Source organism: Mesorhizobium sp. B2-3-2, from assembly GCF_006442295.1.
GTDB lineage: Bacteria > Pseudomonadota > Alphaproteobacteria > Rhizobiales > Rhizobiaceae > Mesorhizobium.
The window spans coordinates 391,477-408,753 of sequence record NZ_VFWA01000001.1 but is presented as its reverse complement, the minus strand read 5'-3'; the positions used below and the strand labels follow the sequence as shown (position 1 = coordinate 408,753).

Here is a 17,277-nt window from a genome sequence, read left to right as displayed (position 1 = left end):
ATGTGGGCCTGCATGAGACGGGTGAAGACCTGACAACGGAGCAAGTGCTCCAATGAAAGGTTCGAACCGTGTTTGCCTTTTGTCTGCGCATCGTCCGGCTTGCCGGCGATGTGGCGAAAGGGGGCAGGATCCTCGAGCGCTGTTCGGGAGATCCGTTACTGGATGGCCCGGCCGGCAAAAGGCAACCCGACGCCTGTCCTCGTGAATGGGAATGTTCCCGTTAGCAGGATGGGGGTCAACTGGAGATAGGCAGTGGACAGAGCGGAAAAACGCGAACTCGTCACGGGCCTGAACGATGCGTTCTCGAACGCGGGTTCAGTGGTCGTGGCCCACTATGCCGGTATCACCGTCGCGCAAATGAACGACCTCCGGTCGAAAATGCGCGCTGCCGGTGGCACCGTTAAAGTCGCGAAGAACCGTCTCGCCAAAATCGCTCTTCAGGGCACGGACTCCGCATCGATCATCGATCTGTTCAAGGGACAGACGCTGGTCGCCTATTCGGAGGATCCGATTGCGGCGCCGAAGGTCGCGTCCGATTTCGCCAAGGGGAATGACAAGCTGGTCATCCTCGGCGGCGCAATGGGCACCACCTCGCTCAACGCCGACGGTGTGAAGGCACTCGCCACACTTCCGTCGCTCGACGAGCTGCGCGCCAGGCTGGTTGGCATGATCGCCACGCCGGCAACCCGGATCGCCCAGATCGTCAATGCGCCCGCGGCTTCGGTCGCGCGTGTCATCGGCGCTTACGCCCGGAAGGACGAGGCGGCATGAGGCCGTTCCTCGCTATCACAAACACACGTTCGAACCTTATGAAGGAATACAACAATGGCTGATCTCGCAAAGATCGTAGACGACCTTTCGAAGCTGACCGTCCTCGAGGCGGCTGAGCTGTCGAAGCTTCTGGAAGAAAAGTGGGGCGTTTCGGCTGCTGCTCCGGTGGCGGTTGCCGCTGCCGGCGGCGCTGCCGCCGCCGCTGCTCCGGTCGAGGAAAAGACGGAATTCGACGTCGTCCTCACCGACGCCGGCGCCCAGAAGATCAACGTCATCAAGGAAGTCCGCGCCATCACCGGCCTTGGCCTCAAGGAAGCCAAGGACCTGGTCGAAGCGGCTCCGAAGCCGGTCAAGGAAGCCGTTTCCAAGGCCGACGCCGACAAGTTCAAGGCCCAGCTGGAAGCAGCCGGCGCCAAGGTCGAGCTGAAGTAAGCGTAACAAGCGGCGGACGGCCTCGCGCCGTCCGCCACTCCCTCGGGTGACCCTGGGGAGGCTGCGTAGCGCGAGATGTACGAAAACCTCTTTCCTGAGGGCCGAAAACCGGCCCTCAGGAAACGGGTTTTCTCCCGTTTTAGCCGGCCGCCGCCAAGTAGTTTGGTAATGGGGCCGGAGAACAGACAGAGAGCCGCTGCCCAGGCGGTTCGGATGCAAGGCGAGCCGCGGCGAGGCTCGCCCCGAGTTTAGAGCTAAGGAGCGACGATGGCCCAGACCCAGACTTTCAATGGCCGCAGACGCGTACGCAAGTTCTTCGGAAAGATCCCGGAAGTTGCGGAGATGCCGAACCTCATCGAGGTTCAGAAGGCATCCTATGACCAGTTCCTGATGGTGGACGAGCCCAAGGGTGGACGTCCGGACGAGGGACTGCAGGCTGTTTTCAAGTCGGTCTTCCCGATCTCCGATTTTTCCGGCTCCTCGATGCTGGAGTTCGTGAAGTACGAGTTCGAAGGACCGAAATTCGACGTTGACGAATGCCGTCAGCGCGACCTCACCTATGCCGCGCCGCTGAAGGTGACGCTGCGCCTGATCGTATTCGATATCGACGAGGATACCGGCGCGAAGTCGATCAAGGACATCAAGGAGCAGGACGTCTACATGGGCGACATGCCGCTCATGACCTCGAACGGCACCTTCATCGTCAACGGCACCGAACGCGTCATCGTCTCGCAGATGCACCGCTCGCCGGGCGTCTTCTTCGACCATGACAAGGGAAAGTCGCACTCGTCGGGCAAGCTCCTGTTTGCCGCGCGCGTCATCCCCTATCGCGGTTCGTGGCTCGACATCGAGTTCGATTCCAAGGACGTCGTGCACGCCCGCATCGACCGTCGCCGCAAGATTCCGGTGACGTCGCTGCTGATGGCGCTCGGCATGGACGGCGAAGAGATCCTGTCGACCTTCTACAACAAGATCACCTACAAGCGCGCCGGCGATCACTGGCGCATTCCGTTCAACGTCGATCGTTTCCGCGGCTTGAAGGCCGTCGGCGACCTGGTCGACGCCGATACGGGTGAGGTTGTTGTCGAGGCCGGCAAGAAGATCACCGCCCGCCAGGCTCGCCAGCTCGGCGAAAAGGGCCTGAAGGCGATCAAGGCGACCGACGAGGACCTGCTTGGCAACTATCTCGCCGAGGACATCGTCAACTACGCCACCGGCGAGATCTTCCTCGAAGCCGGCGACGAGATCGACGACAAGACGCTGAAGGTGCTGCTCGGCACGGGCGAGGACGAGATCCAGATCCTCGACATCGACCACGTCAATGTCGGCGCCTACATCCGCAACACGCTCGCCGTCGACAAGAACGAGAGCCGCCAGGACGCGCTGTTCGACATCTACCGTGTCATGCGCCCGGGCGAGCCGCCGACGCTCGAAACCGCCGAAGCCATGTTCAATTCGCTGTTCTTCGACAGCGAGCGCTACGACCTGTCCGCCGTCGGCCGCGTCAAGATGAACATGCGCCTCGAACTCAAGGCCGAGGACACCGTCCGCGTACTGCGCAAGGACGACATCCTGGCCGTGGTCAAGACGCTGGTCGAACTGCGTGACGGCAAGGGTGAGATCGACGACATCGACAATCTCGGCAATCGCCGCGTGCGTTCGGTCGGCGAACTGATGGAAAACCAGTACCGCGTCGGCCTGCTGCGCATGGAGCGCGCGATCAAGGAGCGTATGTCCTCGATCGAGATCGACACGGTCATGCCGCAGGACCTGATCAACGCCAAGCCGGCGGCTGCCGCCGTGCGCGAGTTCTTCGGTTCCTCGCAGCTGTCGCAGTTCATGGACCAGACCAACCCGCTATCGGAGATCACCCACAAGCGCCGTCTCTCCGCGCTTGGACCGGGCGGTCTGACCCGCGAGCGGGCCGGCTTCGAGGTGCGCGACGTGCACCCGACGCATTACGGCCGCATCTGCCCGATCGAGACGCCGGAAGGCCCGAATATCGGCCTGATCAACTCGCTCGCCACCTTCGCGCGCGTCAACAAGTACGGCTTCATCGAGAGCCCGTACCGCAAGATCGTCGACGGCAAGCTGACCAATGACGTCGTCTATCTGTCGGCGATGGAAGAGGCCAAGCACCATGTCGCGCAGGCCAATGCCGAGCTCGACAAGGATGGTCGCTTTGTCGACGAATTCGTCATTTGCCGCAGTGCCGGCGAAGTGATGATGGCGCCGCGTGAAAACGTCGACCTGATGGACGTTTCGCCCAAGCAGATGGTGTCGGTGGCCGCGGCCCTGATCCCGTTCCTTGAGAACGACGACGCCAACCGCGCGCTGATGGGCTCGAACATGCAGCGCCAGGCCGTGCCGCTGGTGCGCGCCGAAGCGCCGTTCGTCGGCACCGGCATGGAGCCGATCGTCGCCCGTGACTCGGGCGCCGCCATCGGCGCCCGCCGCGGCGGCATCGTCGACCAGGTGGACGCGACGCGTATCGTCATCCGCGCAACGGAAGACCTCGATCCGGGCAAGTCCGGCGTCGACATCTACCGGCTGATGAAGTTCCAGCGTTCGAACCAGAACACCTGCATCAACCAGCGTCCGCTGGTGCGCATGGGCGACCGGGTCAACAAGGGCGACATCATCGCGGACGGTCCTTCGACCGAGCTCGGCGATCTGGCTCTCGGCCGCAACGTGCTGGTCGCGTTCATGCCGTGGAACGGCTACAACTACGAGGACTCGATCCTCCTGTCCGAGCGCATCGTCGCCGACGACGTCTTCACCTCGATCCACATCGAGGAGTTCGAGGTCATGGCGCGCGACACCAAGCTCGGACCGGAGGAAATCACGCGCGACATTCCGAACGTCTCGGAAGAAGCGCTGAAGAACCTCGATGAAGCCGGCATCGTCTATATCGGTGCCGAAGTTCAGCCGGGCGATATCCTGGTCGGCAAGATCACGCCGAAGGGCGAAAGCCCGATGACGCCGGAAGAAAAGCTTCTGCGCGCCATCTTCGGCGAAAAGGCATCCGATGTGCGCGACACCTCGATGCGCATGCCTCCGGGCACCTTCGGCACCGTCGTCGAGGTGCGCGTGTTCAATCGCCACGGTGTGGAGAAGGACGAGCGCGCCATGGCGATCGAGCGCGAGGAGATCGAACGCCTCGCCAAGGACCGTGACGACGAGCAGGCGATCCTGGATCGCAACGTCTACGCGCGCCTTTCCGACGTGCTCGTCGGCAAGGAAGCGATCGCCGGACCGAAGGGCTTCAAGAAGGGCTCGACGCTGTCGAAAGACACGCTCGACGAGTATCCGCGTTCGCAGTGGTGGCAGTTCGCCGTGGAGAACGAAAAGCTCCAGAGCGAACTGGAAGCCCTGCGCGGCCAGTACGACGATTCCAAGAAGGCGCTCGAACAGCGCTTCATGGACAAGGTCGAGAAGGTGCAGCGCGGCGACGAAATGCCTCCGGGCGTCATGAAGATGGTCAAGGTCTTCGTGGCGGTGAAGCGCAAGATGCAGCCGGGCGACAAGATGGCCGGCCGTCACGGCAACAAGGGTGTCGTGTCGCGCATCGTTCCGGTCGAGGACATGCCTTTCCTCGAGGACGGCACGCATGCCGATATCGTGCTCAACCCGCTGGGTGTGCCGAGCCGCATGAATGTCGGCCAGATCCTGGAAACGCATCTGGGCTGGGCTTGCGCCGGAATGGGCAGGAAGATCGGCGAGATGATCGACGCCTACAAGTCTGCCGGCGACATCAAGCCGCTGCGCAAGACGCTGGAGAGCTTCATGCCCGCCAACGACCGCAACGAGCCGGTCCGCGAGTATGACGACGAGAGCATCGTTCGCCTGAGCGAGCAGATGCGCCGCGGCGTCTCGATCGCGACCCCGGTGTTCGACGGCGCGCACGAGGCCGACATCAACGTCATGCTGGAGCAGGCGGGCCTGCACACCAGCGGTCAGTCGCAGCTCTATGACGGACGCACCGGCGAGCCGTTCGATCGCAAGGTGACGATGGGCTACATCTACATGCTCAAGCTTCACCACCTCGTGGACGACAAGATCCACGCGCGCTCGATCGGTCCGTACTCGCTCGTCACCCAGCAGCCGCTGGGCGGCAAGGCGCAGTTCGGCGGCCAGCGCTTCGGCGAAATGGAGGTCTGGGCACTGGAAGCCTACGGCGCCGCCTACACGCTGCAGGAAATGCTGACGGTGAAGTCGGACGACGTCGCCGGCCGCACCAAGGTCTACGAGGCGATCGTCCGCGGTGACGACACCTTCGAGGCCGGCATCCCCGAGAGCTTCAACGTTCTCGTCAAGGAGATGCGGTCGCTCGGCCTCAACGTCGAATTGGAGAACACCAAGCTCGACGAAGCCCCGGTTCGGCTGCCCGACGCAGCGGAATAAACAAGACACCCGGTCGCGGGAGAGGCTCTTCCGCGACCGGGTGCACCAAATTCTTCGGCCGGTGGGCCGACCACTCAGCGGGCATTCGCCCCGCATCAGATGCAAGGGGTTTTCGAGGACCCCGAAAGGAGAACGGCATGAACCAAGAGGTCATGAATCTCTTCAATCCCCAGGCGCCGGCGCAGGTGTTCGATTCCATCCGGATATCGCTTGCCAGCCCTGAGAAGATTCTGTCCTGGTCGTTCGGCGAGATCAAGAAGCCGGAGACCATCAACTACCGCACCTTCAAGCCGGAGCGTGACGGTCTGTTCTGCGCGCGCATTTTTGGGCCGATCAAGGACTACGAATGCCTGTGCGGCAAGTACAAGCGCATGAAGTACAAGGGCGTCATCTGCGAAAAGTGCGGCGTCGAAGTCACGCTGTCGCGCGTTCGCCGCGAGCGCATGGGCCATATCGAGCTGGCGGCGCCCGTCGCCCATATCTGGTTCCTGAAGTCGCTGCCCTCGCGCATCGGCACGCTGCTCGACATGACCTTGAAGGACATCGAGCGCGTCCTCTACTTCGAGAACTACATCGTCACCGAACCCGGCCTCACCGCGCTGAAGGAGCACCAGCTGCTCAGCGAGGAAGAGTACATGATCGCCGTCGACGAATATGGCGAGGATAGCTTCACCGCCATGATCGGCGCCGAGGCCATTCATGACCTTCTGGCCGGCATGGACCTGGAGAAGATCGCCGGCGACCTGCGTTCGGAGCTGGCTTCGACCACGTCCGAGCTGAAGCAGAAGAAGTATCTGAAGCGGCTCAAGGTCGTCGAGAACTTCATGGAGTCCGGCAACCGTCCGGAATGGATGATCATGAAGGTGGTTCCGGTGATCCCGCCGGACCTGCGCCCGCTCGTCCCGCTGGACGGCGGACGGTTCGCGACGTCGGACCTCAACGACCTCTATCGCCGCGTCATCAACCGCAACAACCGTCTGAAGCGGCTGATCGAGCTGCGTGCCCCCGGCATCATCGTGCGCAATGAAAAGCGCATGCTGCAGGAAGCTGTGGACGCGCTGTTCGACAACGGCCGCCGCGGCCGCGTCATCACCGGCGCCAACAAGCGTCCGCTGAAGTCGCTGTCGGACATGCTCAAGGGCAAGCAGGGCCGGTTCCGCCAGAACCTGCTCGGCAAGCGCGTCGACTATTCCGGCCGTTCGGTCATCGTCACCGGTCCGGAGCTCAAGCTGCACCAGTGCGGCCTGCCCAAGAAGATGGCGCTCGAATTGTTCAAGCCCTTCATCTACGCCCGCCTCGACGCGAAGGGTTACTCCTCGACCGTCAAGCAGGCCAAGAAGCTGGTCGAGAAGGAGCGTCCGGAAGTCTGGGATATCCTCGACGAGGTCATCCGCGAGCATCCGGTGCTCTTGAATCGCGCGCCGACGCTGCACCGCCTCGGCATCCAGGCGTTCGAGCCGATCCTGATCGAAGGCAAGGCGATCCAGCTGCATCCGCTGGTCTGCACGGCCTTCAACGCCGACTTCGACGGCGACCAGATGGCGGTTCACGTGCCGCTGTCGCTGGAAGCGCAGTTGGAAGCCCGCGTGCTGATGATGTCGACCAACAACATCCTGCACCCGGCTTCCGGCGCGCCGATCATCGTGCCGTCGCAGGATATGGTTCTGGGTCTCTACTATCTCTCGATCGTCAACCAGAACGAGCCGGGCGAGGGCATGGTGTTTGCCGACATGGGCGAACTCCAGCACGCGCTCGAGACCAAGGCGGTGACCCTGCACGCCAAGATCAAGGGCCGCTTCCGCTCGGTCGACGCCGAGGGCAAGGTCGTGTCGAAGATTTACGACACCACGCCTGGCCGCATGATCATCGGCGAGCTTCTGCCGAAGAACGTCAACGTGCCTTACGAGACCGCCAACCAGGAGATGACCAAGAAGAACATCTCCAAGATGATCGACACCGTCTACCGCCATTGCGGTCAGAAGGAGACGGTCATTTTCTGCGATCGCATCATGGCGCTCGGTTTCGCTCATGCCTGCCGCGCCGGCATTTCGTTCGGCAAGGACGACATGCTGATTCCGGACACCAAGATCAAGCTCGTGTCGGACACCGAGGCCTTGGCCAAGGAATACGAGCAGCAGTACAATGACGGCCTGATCACGCAGGGCGAGAAGTACAACAAGGTCGTCGACGCCTGGGCCAAGTGCTCGGAAAAGGTCGCCGACGAAATGATGGCCCGCATCAAGGCGGTCGAGTTCGAGGACAATGGCCGTCAGAAGCCGATGAACTCGATCTACATGATGTCGCACTCCGGTGCGCGCGGCTCGCCCACCCAGATGCGCCAGCTCGCCGGCATGCGCGGCCTGATGGCCAAGCCGTCGGGTGAAATCATCGAGACGCCGATCATCTCGAACTTCAAGGAAGGCCTGACCGTGCTCGAGTACTTCAACTCGACCCACGGCGCCCGCAAGGGCCTGGCAGACACCGCCTTGAAGACGGCGAACTCGGGCTACCTCACCCGTCGTCTGGTCGACGTGGCGCAGGACTGCATCGTCAACTCCGTGGATTGCGGCACCGACAAGGGCCTCACCATGCAGCCGATCGTCGATGCCGGTCAGGTCGTCGCTTCGGTCGGCCAGCGCGTGCTGGGCCGCACCGCGCTCGACGACATCAACCATCCGGTGACCGGCGAATTGCTGGTCAAGGCCGGAACGCTGATGGACGAGCGCGACGTGGAGCAGATCGAAAAGGCCGGCGTGCAGTCGGTCCGCATCCGCTCGGCGCTGACTTGCGAAGTCAGGGTCGGCGTCTGCGCGGTCTGCTATGGACGCGATCTGGCCCGGGGCACCCCGGTCAACCAGGGCGAGGCCGTCGGCGTCATCGCGGCGCAGTCGATCGGCGAGCCGGGCACCCAGCTCACCATGCGTACCTTCCACATGGGCGGTACGGCGCAGGTGGTGGATAGCTCGTTCCTTGAAGCCTCCTATGAGGGCAAGGTCGAGATCCGCAACCGCAACGTGGTGCGCAACTCGGACGGCCAGCAGATGGTCATGGGCCGCAACATGGCGGTGCTGATCCTCGACGAGGCCGGCAAGGAGCGCGCAACGCACCGCGTCACCTATGGTTCGCGCATCTTCGTGGACGATGGCGACAAGGTGAAGCGCGGCCAGCGCATCGCCGAGTGGGATCCTTACACCCGCCCGATCCTCACCGAAATCGAGGGCAAGGTGGCGTTCGAGGATCTGGTCGACGGCATTTCCGTCCAGGAAACGGCCGACGAGTCGACCGGCATCACCAAGCGCGAGGTCATCGACTGGCGTTCGACGCCGCGCGGCAACGACCTGAAGCCGGCGATCGTGGTTCAGGACGCCAAGGGCAAGGTCGGCAAGCTGTCGAAGGGCGGCGATGCCCGCTTCCTGCTCTCGGTCGAGGCCATTCTCTCGGTCGAGCCGGGTGCTCAGGTTCGCCCCGGCGACGTCCTGGCGCGTATCCCGATGGAAAGCGCCAAGACCAAGGACATCACCGGCGGTCTGCCGCGTGTTGCCGAGCTGTTCGAGGCTCGTCGTCCGAAGGATCACGCCATCATCGCAGAGATCGATGGCACGATCCGCTTCGGCCGCGACTACAAGAACAAGCGCCGCATCATCATCGAGCCGCATGACTCGACGCTTGAGCCGGTCGAATACCTGATCCCGAAGGGCAAGCCGTTCCATCTCCAGGACGGCGACGTCATCGAGAAGGGCGACTATATCCTCGACGGCAATCCGGCGCCGCACGACATCCTGGCGATCAAGGGCGTGGAGGCGCTTGCGTCTTACCTCGTCAACGAGATCCAGGAGGTCTACCGGCTGCAGGGCGTGTCGATCAACGACAAGCACATCGAGGTGATCGTTCGCCAGATGCTGCAGAAGGTCGAGATCACCACGCAGGGCGACTCGACCTATATTCCGGGCGACCACGTCGACGTGATCGAACTGGAAGAGGTCAACGAGCGCCTGATCGAGGACGGCAAGAAGCCGGCCGAAGGCCAGCCGGTGCTGCTCGGCATCACCAAGGCCTCGCTGCAGACGCCGTCCTTCATCTCGGCCGCCTCCTTCCAGGAGACGACCAGGGTGCTGACGGAAGCCGCGGTTGCCGGCAAGACCGACATGCTGCAGGGCCTGAAGGAAAACGTCATCGTCGGCCGGCTGATCCCGGCCGGTACCGGCGGCACGATGAGCCAGATCCGCCGCATCGCCACCTCGCGCGACGAACTGATCATCGACGAGCGCCGCAAGGCCTCCGGTGTCGAAGTCGCCGAGCCGATGCTGGCGGACATGACAACCGCCGCGCAATAAGCGCGGCGGCAAGAAATCTCAGGCAACAAGGCCGCCGGGGCAACCCGGCGGCTTTTTCGTTTCAACGAACGAGAGAGGAAGGCAGATGAACACGAAAACCTGGACGGCTGTCGACAACTACATCGTTTCCTCGCTCTTCGAGGCGGATCCCGTTCTCGATGCGGTCCTGGCGGCCAACCGCGACCATGGCCTGCCGGCGATCGACGTCTCGGCGGCGCAAGGAAAGCTGCTCTCGCTGCTGGTGCGCATCAGCAGTGCGAAAAAGGTGCTCGAGATTGGTACGCTGGGCGGTTATTCCACCATCTGGATGGCGCGGGGATTGCCGGCCGGCGGCAAGATCGTGACGCTCGAACTCGATCCGCACCACGCCAAGGTCGCGCGTTCGAATTTCGAGCGGGCAGGGGTTTCCGAACGGGTCGATCTGCGGGTCGGGCCGGCGCTGCAATCGCTCGCTGCGCTGGGTGCCCAGAATGCCGGGCCGTTCGACCTCGTTTTCATCGACGCCGACAAGCCGAACAACCCCAACTATCTCTCCTGGGCCATGCGGCTGTCGCGCTCGGGGACGGTCATCGTCTGCGACAACGTCATCCGTGACGGCGCGGTGCTCGATGAGGATGGCAACGACGCCAACGTCGAAGGTGCACGCGCGGTGTTCGCCTTCATCGGCGGCGACAAGCGCCTGGACGGCACCGCGATCCAGACCGTCGGTGCCAAGGGCTATGACGGGTTTGCCATAGCGATTGTCGATTGAGTTGTTGCGATGGCGGCCGGCTCCGAGATCGGGCGACGGCCGCCTTTTCAATCGAAGAACGCCTCGACCACATTGCGCTTGCCGAGCATGAAGGCGTCGGCGACATGCTGGAGCGGTGCCAGGTCGACATCGGAGATACCGGCGCGCACGATTTCGGCGAAACGCCTGTAGAGCATCGGATATTCCGCTTCCGGTTCTTCATGGACGACGCGGCCGTCGACGGCGAGTTTCGAGCCGCCGCCCGAAAGCACCATCTTGCCGGCATCCGTGTCGACGAGAATGTCCCAGCTCTGCGGTCCGGTCTGGAGCCAGTCGAGATCCATCGTCACCGCCGAACCGTTCGCCGCGCGGAAGGCAACCTGGGCTGCGATCGGCGCGTCGCGGTTCTCCGGGAAGTCGAGCGCGGCCGAGGTGATGTACATGGCGGGCAGGATGTAGGTCGCGATCGACAGCGCGTTGATGCCGGGATCGAAGACGCCGAAGCCGCCAGGCTGCCAGATCCAGTCCTGGTTCGGGTGCCAGCGGCGCACATCTTCCTTCCAGACGATTGCCGCTGATCTGATCTTCGTCGAGGCCAAGAATGTCCGCGCCGCTTCCACCGCCGGCGCATAGCGCGAATGCCAGCTGGCGAACAGCGAAACGCCCTGTTTCGTCGCCAGCACCTTCAGGTCCTCGACCTCGCTGACCGTGGCGCCGGGCGGCTTTTCCAGGAACACGTGCTTCTTCGCCTCGAGCGCGGTGCGCGCCGCGTCGTAGCGGAATTGTGGCGGCATGCAGAGCGACACCGCCTCAAGCTCCGGCATCGCACTGAGCATCGTCTCGATATCGGGAAAATTTGCGATGCCGTCCACCTTGCCGTGGCGACTGGCCGCTGCGATCAGCCGGTAGTCCCGGTCCTTGGCGAGCGCCGGAAGGTGCTGGTCGCGCACGATCTTGCCGACACCGACAATGCCTATCTTGATGGGCTGGGACACGGCCGCTCCGTCTGTTGGATGATGGTGAGCGCTTCTTATCAGAACACTTGCCCCGGGCAAGCCGAAGTCGAAAGGTCAACTCCGGCGTTGCTGGAACCGCAACGCCGGCCTCTCACCGGTGGAGGGCTTCAGCGCCGATTCGAAAGGCGAGGGCCGGTACGATTTCAGATCGGCACGTCGAAGGTCACGATCGACACTTCGCCTTCGAGCGCGCCCTGGAAGGCCGAAAGATGCGGCTCCTCGTCGGGCTCGCCCTCCATGTCGCCGATCTGGTCGAGCTCGGCTTCGGCGTAACCCTCCGCCGCCAGCGATTCGAGCGCACGGCGCACCGCCGAATCGTCATCGGGCGCAACCAGCATGACGTGCACGCCTTCCGGCTTGCCGCCTTTTCTCTTCCACACCCGGCCGGTGATGATGGTGACCGGGCGTTCCTCGTTGTCGTTCACGGGCCGATTCCTTCGCGGCGAGGGGCTTTGGTTGTTCATGCGGCTTTTTCGCATGAAGCCGCGCCGCGCAACAGCCAAAAGCCATTCACTTTGCTAAAGGCTTGGCATTTTCTTCCTCGCCCTTGCAAAATGACGAAAGAAAATTACATGCGGTTTACGCATGGCCGCCAAGCCCCGGCTTCATTGCAATATTTGCCGCTCCGGGGTTGACGGTACGCGGGCTTGCGAGTAGAAGCCGCCCAGTCAGAACCGATGTGAGGCTCTCCCTTCCGAAGCGACACGCTTTGGAGTTTGCCTCAAACAGGGTTCGTTTTACGAGCGAAAAGACATTTCCGGCGTGCACGAAGCGGTATCCGCTTCCTCTGCGATTTGTTCGGGCAAGACCGCAAGGCGCGGTTTGTGGCCCGAATTTGCGTATGGAAATGACGCTTTGAGCGAGCCTTGACCGGCACGAGACACGGAATTGAGAGACAAGAGGGTTTAATGCCTACCGTCAACCAGCTGATCCGCAAGCCGCGCATTGCGCCGGTGAAGCGCAACAAGGTCCCGGCCATGCAGCAGAACCCGCAGAAGCGGGGCGTCTGCACGCGCGTCTACACAACGACGCCGAAGAAGCCGAACTCGGCGCTGCGCAAGGTGGCCAAGATCCGCCTGACCAATGGTTTCGAGGTGATCGGTTACATTCCCGGCGAAGGTCACAACCTTCAGGAGCACTCCGTGGTCATGATCCGCGGCGGCCGCGTCAAGGACCTTCCGGGTGTCCGTTACCACATCATCCGCGGCGTGCTCGACACGCAGGGTGTGAAGAACCGCAAGCAGCGCCGTTCGAAATACGGTGCCAAGCGTCCGAAGTAAGGTTTTCCGGCTTCGGCGCTTTTTTGACTGCGCCGGGCTATGAGAGATTGAGAGACAAAAGCCATGTCCCGTCGTCACAGTGCAGAAAAGCGTGAGATCAATCCGGACCCCAAGTTCGGCGATCTGATCGTCACCAAGTTCATGAACGCCGTCATGTATGACGGCAAGAAGTCGGTTGCCGAGACCATCGTCTACGGCGCGCTCGACCAGGTTCAGTCGAAGACCAAGCAGGAGCCGGTCACCGTCTTCCATCAGGCGCTCGACAATGTCGCGCCGCATGTGGAAGTGCGTTCGCGTCGCGTCGGCGGCGCCACCTACCAGGTTCCGGTCGACGTGCGCCCCGAGCGCCGTCAGGCGTTGGCCATCCGCTGGCTGATCGCCGCGGCCCGCAACCGCAACGAGACCACCATGGTCGACCGCCTCTCCGGCGAGCTGATGGACGCGGCCAACAACCGCGGCACCGCCGTGAAGAAGCGTGAAGACACCCACAAGATGGCTGAAGCCAACCGCGCCTTCGCGCACTACCGCTGGTAAAGCGCGAACGAGACTGAGAGGCAGTTACGATGGCCCGCGAATATAAAATCGAAGACTACCGCAATTTCGGTATCATGGCGCATATCGACGCCGGCAAGACGACGACCACCGAGCGCGTCCTCTATTATACGGGCAAGTCGCACAAGATCGGCGAAGTGCACGACGGCGCCGCGACCATGGACTGGATGGAGCAGGAGCAGGAGCGCGGCATCACGATCACGTCGGCCGCGACCACGACCTTCTGGAAGGGCCGTGACGGCAAGATGCACCGCTTCAACATCATCGACACGCCCGGACACGTCGACTTCACCATCGAGGTCGAGCGTTCGCTGCGCGTGCTCGACGGCGCCATCGCGCTGCTCGACGCCAATGCCGGTGTGGAGCCGCAGACGGAAACCGTCTGGCGCCAGGCCGACAAGTACCGCGTGCCGCGCATGATCTTCTGCAACAAGATGGACAAGACCGGCGCCGACTTCTATCGCTCGGTCGAGATGATCGGCTCGCGCCTCGGTGCGCAGGCCGTCGTCATGCAGCTGCCGATCGGCGCCGAGACCGAGTTCAAGGGCGTCGTCGACCTGGTCGAGATGAACGCGCTTGTCTGGCGCGACGAGACGCTGGGCGCTGCCTGGGACGTCGTCGAGATCCCGGCCGACCTCAAGGCCCGCGCCGAGGAATACCGCGAGAAGATGATCGAGGCCGCCGTCGAGATGGACGAGACGGCGCTCGAAAACTACCTCGAAGGCAAGATGCCTGACAATGACGAGATCCGCGCATTGATCCGCAAGGGCACCATCGCGGTCAAGTTCTTCCCGATGTTCTGCGGCTCGGCATTCAAGAACAAGGGCGTGCAGCCTCTGCTCGACGCCGTCGTGGAATACCTGCCGTCGCCGGCCGATGTGCCCGCGATCAAGGGTGTCGATGCCAAGACCGACGCCGAGATCGAGCGTCACGCCGACGACAACGAGCCGCTGTCGATGCTGGCGTTCAAGATCATGAACGACCCGTTCGTCGGTTCGCTGACCTTTGCCCGCATCTATTCGGGCAAGCTCACCAAGGGCATCTCGGTCGACAACACCGTGAAGGGCAAGAAAGAGCGCATCGGCCGCATGCTGCAGATGCATGCGAATTCCCGTGCCGACGTTGAAGAGGCCTATGCCGGCGACATCGTCGCTCTCGCAGGTCTCAAGGACACGACCACCGGCGATACGCTGTGCGATCCGCTGCATCCGGTCATCCTCGAGCGTATGGAATTCCCCGATCCGGTCATCCAGATCGCGATCGAGCCGAAGACCAAGAACGACCAGGAAAAGATGGGCCTCGCGCTGCATCGCCTGGCTGCCGAGGATCCGTCCTTCCGCGTCAAGACCGACGAGGAGAGCGGCCAGACCATCATCTCGGGCATGGGCGAGTTGCATCTCGACATCATCGTCGACCGCATGCGCCGCGAGTTCAAGGTGGAGGCCAATGTCGGTGCGCCGCAGGTGGCTTATCGCGAGACGATCACCCGCAGGCACGAGCAGGACTACACGCACAAGAAGCAGACCGGCGGTACCGGGCAGTTCGCCCGCGTGAAGATCGTGTTCGAGCCGAACCCCGAGGGCGAGGATTTCGTGTTCGAATCCAAGATCGTCGGCGGCGCTGTGCCGAAGGAATACATCCCGGGTGTCGAGAAGGGCCTGCTGAGCAAGATGGGTTCCGGCCCGTTTGCCGGTTTCCCGATGATCGGCGTCAAGGCTACCCTGATCGACGGCGCTTTCCACGACGTCGACTCTTCGGTGCTCGCATTCGAAATCGCTTCCCGCGCTTGCTTCATGGAAGCTTCGCCGAAGCTCGGCGTGCAGCTGCTCGAGCCGATCATGAAGGTCGAGGTCGTGACGCCGGAAGATTATGTCGGCGGTGTCATCGGTGACCTCAACGGCCGTCGTGGCCAGATCCAGGGCCAGGAAGCCCGCGGCGTGGCAGTCGTCATCAACGCGATGGTGCCGCTCGCCAACATGTTCAAGTACGTCGACAACCTGCGCTCGATGAGCCAGGGCCGCGCGGCCTACACGATGCAGTTCGACCATTACGAGCCGGTCCCGACCGCGGTCGCCCAGGAAGTCCAGAAGAAATACGCGTAACCCGGCAGGGTGCTGCGGCAACTTAATTAAGAGCCCGTACGGGCGAGCAGGAATGGAGACATCACATGGCAAAAGGTAAATTCGAGCGCACCAAGCCGCATGTGAACATCGGCACGATTGGCCACGTTGATCATGGCAAGACGTCTTTGACGGCAGCGATCACCAAGTATTTTGGCGAATACAAGCGCTATGACCAGATTGACGCGGCACCGGAAGAGAAGGCGCGCGGCATCACCATCTCGACGGCTCACGTTGAGTACGAGACGGAGAACCGTCACTACGCCCACGTCGACTGCCCCGGCCACGCCGACTATGTGAAGAACATGATCACCGGTGCCGCGCAGATGGACGGCGCGATCCTGGTCGTGTCGGCCGCCGACGGCCCGATGCCGCAGACCCGCGAGCACATTCTTCTGGCCCGCCAGGTCGGCGTGCCGTCGATCGTGGTGTTCTTGAACAAGGTCGACCAGGTCGACGACGCCGAGCTGCTTGAGCTGGTCGAGCTCGAGGTTCGCGAATTGCTGACCAAGAACGAGTTCCCCGGCGACGACATTCCGATCGTCAAGGGTTCGGCGCTGGCGGCTTTGGAAGATTCGGACAAGAAGATCGGCGAGGACGCGATCCGCGAGCTGATGGCTCAGGTCGACGCCTACATCCCGACGCCGGTTCGTCCGCTTGACAAGCCGTTCCTGATGCCGATCGAGGACGTGTTCTCGATCTCGGGCCGCGGCACGGTTGTGACCGGTCGCGTCGAGCGCGGCGTGGTCAAGGTCGGCGAGGAACTGGAGATCATCGGCATCCGTCCGACCACCAAGACGACCTGCACGGGCGTTGAGATGTTCCGCAAGCTGCTCGACCAGGGCCAGGCCGGCGACAACATCGGCGCGCTGCTGCGCGGCGTCGACCGTGAAGGTGTCGAGCGCGGCCAGGTTCTGGCCAAGCCCGGTTCGGTGAAGCCGCACAAGAAGTTCGTGGCCGAAGCCTACATCCTGACCAAGGACGAGGGTGGCCGCCACACGCCGTTCTTCACCAACTACCGTCCGCAGTTCTACTTCCGCACGACGGACGTGACCGGCATCGTGTCGCTGCCGGCCGGCACCGAAATGGTGATGCCTGGCGACAACATCACGGTCGACGTCGAGCTGATCGTGCCGATCGCCATGGAAGAGAAGCTGCGCTTCGCCATCCGTGAAGGCGGCCGCACCGTCGGTGCCGGCATCGTCGTCACCATCAAAGAGTAATTTGGACTTAAACCGATCTGTCGCGGGCGCGGGTGCCCGCGCCGCGCCAGAACAAGGAAGTGACGCATGAACGGACAGAATATCCGCATCCGCCTGAAGGCGTTTGATCACCGGGTGCTCGACGCCTCGACGCGCGAAATCGTGTCGACGGCCAAGCGCACCGGTGCCAACGTCCGCGGCCCCATTCCGCTGCCGACGCGGATCGAAAAGTTCACGGTCAACCGGTCGCCTCACGTCGACAAGAAGAGCCGCGAGCAGTTCGAGATGCGCACGCACAAGCGTCTGCTCGATATCGTCGATCCGACCCCGCAGACCGTCGATGCTTTGATGAAGCTCGATCTGGCCGCCGGTGTCGACGTCGAGATCAAGCTCTAAGGGAATGAGAGCGCGGTAAGGGGCGGTGCCCCTGGCCCGG

The 17,277-nt window shown here is 62.8% G+C and carries 12 protein-coding genes; 10 read left to right on the top strand and 2 right to left on the bottom strand.

The genetic code is table 11. From position 1 onward, the window contains the following. Positions 1–252: 252 nt before the first annotated feature. The 5 genes from rplJ (at position 253) to FJ964_RS01940 (ending at position 10,692) form a co-directional block, all read left to right on the top strand. Complete coding sequence (rplJ, locus tag FJ964_RS01960; protein WP_140515456.1) at positions 253–771, top strand: 50S ribosomal protein L10; 519 nt, start codon at positions 253–255, stop codon at positions 769–771. Positions 772–825: 54 nt separating this feature from the next. Further along, the gene (rplL, locus tag FJ964_RS01955) at positions 826–1,203 is read left to right on the top strand and encodes a 50S ribosomal protein L7/L12 (protein WP_027146630.1); all 378 of its coding nucleotides are present in this window, start codon (positions 826–828) and stop codon (positions 1,201–1,203) included. 267 nt (positions 1,204–1,470) lie between these two features. Next, positions 1,471–5,607, top strand: coding sequence for a DNA-directed RNA polymerase subunit beta (rpoB, locus tag FJ964_RS01950; RefSeq protein ID WP_140501628.1), 4,137 nt, complete (start codon positions 1,471–1,473; stop codon positions 5,605–5,607). A 137-nt stretch (positions 5,608–5,744) separates the two neighbouring features. Beyond that, on the top strand, positions 5,745–9,941 hold the full coding sequence (rpoC, locus tag FJ964_RS01945; RefSeq protein WP_140501630.1) for a DNA-directed RNA polymerase subunit beta': 4,197 nt from the start codon (positions 5,745–5,747) through the stop codon (positions 9,939–9,941). An 85-nt stretch (positions 9,942–10,026) separates the two neighbouring features. Then, positions 10,027–10,692 (top strand): O-methyltransferase, encoded by a 666-nt coding sequence (locus FJ964_RS01940; RefSeq protein WP_140548669.1) that lies wholly within the window; start codon positions 10,027–10,029, stop codon positions 10,690–10,692. A 47-nt stretch (positions 10,693–10,739) separates the two neighbouring features. Here FJ964_RS01940 and FJ964_RS01935 read toward each other — a convergent pair whose 3' ends face one another. Beyond that, on the bottom strand, positions 10,740–11,666 hold the full coding sequence (locus tag FJ964_RS01935; RefSeq protein ID WP_140548667.1) for a Gfo/Idh/MocA family oxidoreductase: 927 nt from the start codon (positions 11,664–11,666) through the stop codon (positions 10,740–10,742). 164 nt (positions 11,667–11,830) lie between these two features. Further along, positions 11,831–12,112, bottom strand: a complete 282-nt coding sequence (locus FJ964_RS01930; RefSeq protein ID WP_140501636.1) for a transcriptional regulator — start codon at positions 12,110–12,112, stop codon at positions 11,831–11,833. 483 nt (positions 12,113–12,595) lie between these two features. Here FJ964_RS01930 and rpsL point away from each other — a divergent pair, with 483 nt between their 5' ends. From rpsL to rpsJ, 5 genes are all read left to right on the top strand, one after another. Then, positions 12,596–12,967 (top strand): 30S ribosomal protein S12, encoded by a 372-nt coding sequence (gene rpsL / locus FJ964_RS01925; protein ID WP_006333356.1) that lies wholly within the window; start codon positions 12,596–12,598, stop codon positions 12,965–12,967. 63 nt (positions 12,968–13,030) lie between these two features. Continuing rightward, the gene (gene rpsG / locus FJ964_RS01920) at positions 13,031–13,501 is read left to right on the top strand and encodes a 30S ribosomal protein S7 (protein WP_008875664.1); all 471 of its coding nucleotides are present in this window, start codon (positions 13,031–13,033) and stop codon (positions 13,499–13,501) included. Positions 13,502–13,530: 29 nt separating this feature from the next. Continuing rightward, positions 13,531–15,621 carry an elongation factor G gene (gene fusA / locus FJ964_RS01915; protein ID WP_140548665.1) on the top strand — a complete coding sequence of 697 codons (2,091 nt, stop codon included), beginning with the start codon at positions 13,531–13,533 and terminating at the stop codon, positions 15,619–15,621. Between the two features lie 65 nt (positions 15,622–15,686). Then, positions 15,687–16,862: an elongation factor Tu gene (tuf, locus tag FJ964_RS01910; protein ID WP_140515452.1), complete on the top strand. Its 1,176-nt coding sequence runs from the start codon at positions 15,687–15,689 to the stop codon at positions 16,860–16,862. 66 nt (positions 16,863–16,928) lie between these two features. Then, the gene (gene rpsJ, locus FJ964_RS01905; RefSeq protein WP_006205468.1) at positions 16,929–17,237 is read left to right on the top strand and encodes a 30S ribosomal protein S10; all 309 of its coding nucleotides are present in this window, start codon (positions 16,929–16,931) and stop codon (positions 17,235–17,237) included. The last annotated feature ends 40 nt before the right edge of the window (positions 17,238–17,277 follow it).